Source organism: Pseudomonas sp. MF6767 (genome assembly GCF_016405475.1).
Lineage (GTDB): Bacteria > Pseudomonadota > Gammaproteobacteria > Pseudomonadales > Pseudomonadaceae > Aquipseudomonas > Aquipseudomonas paracarnis.
The window spans coordinates 1-633 of the sequence record NZ_JAEKCY010000060.1 but is presented as its reverse complement, the minus strand read 5'-3'; the positions used below and the strand labels follow the sequence as shown (position 1 = coordinate 633).

Annotated in this window: 1 protein-coding gene; it reads right to left on the bottom strand. The window is 54.7% G+C overall.

The genetic code is table 11. The features are described 5' to 3' along the window. The coding region (locus tag JFT58_RS30560; protein ID WP_233095473.1) for an ERF family protein at positions 1-614 on the bottom strand (614 nt) is incomplete at its 3' end. Positions 615-633 lie beyond the last annotated feature (19 nt).

Genomic DNA, 633 nt, shown 5'->3' with positions numbered 1-633 from the left:
ATTCGAGCAGAGACGGCATCGAATTCGGATTTGAAGACGTTGGCGGCACAGCCGTACTTGGCTTTGAAGTTCTCCTGAAGTACTGGGCTGCACTTCTGCAACAGTGCGTCGAGCTGGGCGGCCTGGCCGGCAGTGATGACCGGTTCAGGAGTAGGTTCAGGGTCTGCACCATTACCGTCGTCGTCCTCGTTAGTCAGGACAACGTTAAAAATCATCATTGTCAGGTAGCGACGGGCGTAACTGAAGGTAGAGCCTGCCGCATGAACGCCAGTCTTGTTCACGCTGCCTTTAATGCCCGCAGAGTCGATAGGAAGGTCTACGTGATACGTCTTTGTATGCCCAGCCTCATGCATACAGTCGCAGACTGTGCGGATATGGCTCACCAGAGGACTATCACCGGTGCCGAACGACAGCGAGAAACCGTGCAAGGTGTAGACCGGTGAAATCTTGCGATCAATCGACTCAAGCGCGGCATAAGCGCTATTCGTTTGGGCGTTGAACTTGTCACGAAAAACCGGGCCAATTTCCGCTTGAGCCCGAACCATAGCGGCGTTGAAGGCTGCCGCCGCCGTACGATCCGTGTGGCGCTCGTACATCTCCATCATCTTCTGCATTTTGTCTGCATCGAATGCC